Source organism: Ilyobacter sp., from assembly GCF_041583315.1.
Lineage (GTDB): Bacteria > Fusobacteriota > Fusobacteriia > Fusobacteriales > Fusobacteriaceae > Ilyobacter.
On the sequence record NZ_JBFHGC010000306.1, the window covers coordinates 1 to 3,586 of the forward strand.

The 3,586-nt window shown below is 37.4% G+C and carries 3 protein-coding genes; all 3 read right to left on the bottom strand.

The window, feature by feature from the left end:
• The coding region (locus ABZA26_RS10350) for a TRAP transporter permease (RefSeq protein WP_372714450.1) at nt 1-1,166 on the bottom strand (1,166 nt) is incomplete at its 3' end.
• Nucleotides 1,167-1,249: 83 nt separating this feature from the next.
• Complete coding sequence (locus tag ABZA26_RS10355; RefSeq protein WP_372714451.1) at nt 1,250-2,230, bottom strand: TAXI family TRAP transporter solute-binding subunit; 981 nt, start codon at nt 2,228-2,230, stop codon at nt 1,250-1,252.
• Between the two features lie 380 nt (nt 2,231-2,610).
• The coding region (locus ABZA26_RS10360; RefSeq protein WP_372714452.1) for a TRAP transporter permease at nt 2,611-3,586 on the bottom strand (976 nt) is incomplete at its 5' end.

Below are 3,586 nucleotides of genomic sequence, written 5' to 3' on the forward strand. Positions count from 1 at the left end.
ACTAACGGAAGTAAAAGATGCCCTTTCTCCTTCATTACCAGGCTGGTTTTAGGAAGTTGATCTTTTGGCATACCATTGAGACCTTTCTTACAAGCTCTCAGATGAATTATGACTATTACTCCCAAATAATATAGAAGTGCCGGTATTATTGCAGAAGTAGCTATCGTAATATATTTTACTCCCAGATACTCTGCCATGATAAATGCAGTTGCTCCCATAACTGGAGGAAGTATCTGACCGCCACAAGAGGCCGCTGCTTCCACTGCACCTGCAAACTCTTTATTATATCCTATTTTTTTCATAAGTGGTATTGTGAAGGCTCCTGTAGTAACTACATTTGCTATTGCACTACCATTTATAGACCCCAAAAATCCGCTGGAGATTACTGCAACTTTGGCAGGTCCTCCTTTTCCTGACCCTGCCAGAGCCATGGAAAGATCATTAAAAAATTGTCCCATTCCTGATTTTTGTAAAAACGCTCCGAAGAGTACAAAGAGAAATATATAAGTAGAAGATACCCCTACAGCTATTCCGTATATTCCCTCAGTTGAAAGATACATATAATCAGCTATATCTCTTATACCATATCCTCTGTGTGCCACGAGGTTAGGAAGCTTTGATCCGAAAAATGCATAGAGCAAGAAAATACTGGCCAGAATTGCAATCTCTTTTCCAGTTATTCTTCTACCGGCTTCTAGCACCAATAATACAGCCATAATACCAAAAGCAATATCTACATTATTAGGCATACCTGCCCTCATAACCAAGGAATTATAGTTTACAATAATATATCCCGAAAGACTTATGGACAACCCGGATAAAATCCAGTCCAAAATCGTAGGTTTACTTTTTGAAGACTTCTTGGTTGCTGGATAAAGAAGATAAACCAGTGACATTATTACAGATACATGTACAGACCTGTGAACAAGTGTAACTAATGGTCCGTTCCAGGCAGTATAGAGATGAAAAAGAGACAGCGCCACTGCCACTAGAAATATTATTTTGCCTGGAGTAGTATCTCTTCCAAATTTTCTGAACCTGGCCTCAGTATCAAATTTTTCAAGCAGATTTTCGTCAACCACTTCAGGCTCAATGTCACATGAATAATCTGTACAGTTAATTATTCTTTCTTCCTTTTCATTGGAAAGGGGCTCCTTATTTTCCATTTTAAATTTTACACCTCCATATCATTATTAACACATTGGAATAAGTTTGAAGGGCATTATAAAACGCCCCTCAAATTAACATTTTATTTATGTTCATTAAAATATTTTTCTGCTCCTGGGTGAAGAGGTATAGGCATTCCTTTTCTAACTGATTCAAGTTTTATACTGTTTGCTGCAGAGTGAGTTTCTCTAAGTGCATCTAGATTTTCAAAAATAGTCTTTGTTATGTTATAAACTAAATCATCGCTTAAATCTGCTCTTGTTACAAGAAGAGTCTGCACTGCAGCTGTTTCCACATCTTCTTCATTATCATAAGTTCCTGCAGGAATCACTTCCGAAGCATAGAAAGGATATTCTTTTGCCAGGTTTTCAACTGCTTCTTTTCTTATAGGAACTATCTTTACATCTTGAGTTGTAGCCAGGTCCATTATAGTTGAATTTGGAAGACCTGAAGTAAGGAATGCAGCATCTACAGCTCCGTTTTTCATCTGCTCTATTGCCTCTGCATATGAAAGATAATCCGCTTTGATGTCGTCATATGTTATCCCGTGAGCTTTCAGTATCTGACGTGCATTTACTTCCGTTCCGCTTCCTGGAGCTCCTACACCTACTCTTTTTCCTTTTAGATCTGACACTTCTTTGATACCTGTCTTTTCCACTGTTACTAGTTGTACAAAGTTAGGATACATTGCTGCTATCCCTCTTAAATTTTCTACTTTTCCTTTTTCTTGGAAAACTTCTGTTCCGGTATAAGCATAGCTTACTACGTCATTCATAGCAAATGCCAGTTCGACTTTTTCCGTTCCCAATAATGTAGCGTTTACTGCCGATGCTCCTGTTGATTGTACAGAAGAATTAATTCCTTCAACTTTTTGGTTGAGCTGATTTGATATCGCTCCTCCCAAAGCAAAATATGCTCCCGAACTTCCTCCCGTTGCAATTGTTACAAATACAGGACCTGCACTCTTTTCCCCTGCAGCCTCTTCTTTTTTACCCGAACATCCCGTAAATAATCCTGCCACCAGCAGAATAAATACTGCCAAAATAGATCCTTTTCTTCTCATTTAACTTCCCCCCATATATTTTATTATAAATATTTTGAACCACAAAAATAAAATTCCTACAAAAAATTATACTGAATTAGAATCAAAAATCCTTTTATGATGAAATATTTTCTAGCAGCCTTCATAAAAACCCCTTATTTTTATACATCTGTTTTAAAATATCTTACTTTAACTTTATTTTTAACCTGCTATAAAGAATTAACACTGTCAATGTTTTGCAAATTTAAGATTCATCCAATGCATAATAACATTTTTTAATTAACTTGTAAAATAAAAAAATCACCACTATACAAAAGCTATAGGGGTAATAATATATTATTTAGAGAATAAACTTTTTAATTTAAAAGCCCCTATACCTTAAGGTATAGGGGCTGCATTTTTTATACTTCTGAAACTGCTTTTTTTACACTTACTCTCCCGAACATGAAAACTGTTGTGAATATTGTTATTCCTGCCATGTCTGTATACACACCAGGTATAATCAGCATAAGCGAAGCTGCTAACATTAATACTCTCTCAATTTTATTTAAATTTTTATTGAGATACCCTTCCACTGAAGCACCCATTGCCAAAACTCCGATTGATGCAGTAGTCACTACCAGTATAGTCTTACCTACTGTTGTGTCAATAAGGAGCAGAGAAGGTGAATATACAAATACATAAGGAACTATAAATCCTGCCAGGGCAAGTTTCACAGCCTCAAATCCGGTTTTCGAAGGACTTCCTCCGGCTATACCGGCCCCTGCAAAGGCTGCAAGTGCCACAGGAGGTGTGAGGTTAGCCAGCATTCCAAAGTAGAATACAAACATATGCGACACAAGGTGTGGAACTCCCATTTTAGCAAGTGCTGGAGCCGCCATGGTAGCTGTTATTATATATGCCGGGATAGAAGGAAGACCCATCCCAAGAACTATACAGGCTATCATTGTAAGAATAAGAGTCAAAAGGAGATTCCCCTTACCTAAAAACAGAATTGCACCTGCAAGTTTTAGTCCGAAACCAGTCTGAGTAGCCACTCCTATTATCAGTCCGACTACAGCACATGACATGGCCACACCAAGGGCTGTACGTGATCCGTCCTCAAGACAATCAATTATATCCTTAAAACTCATTCTTGTTTCTTTCTTCAGCGAACTGGCAACTATTGTAAATATAATAGACCAAAATGCAGCATAGATCGGTGTTTTACCACTTATTAGAAAATAAAGCAGTCCAACTAACGGAAGTAAAAGATGCCCTTTCTCCTTCATTACCAGGCTGGTTTTAGGAAGTTGATCTTTTGGCATACCATTGAGACCTTTCTTACAAGCTCTCAGATGAATTATGACTATTACTCCCAAATAATATAGAAGTGCC

Excerpts from the sequence above, each read along its gene's own strand:
- ABZA26_RS10355 (WP_372714451.1), bottom strand. The coding sequence starts at position 2,230 with ATGAGAAGAAAAGGATCTATTTTGGCAGTATTTATTCTGCTGGTGGCA.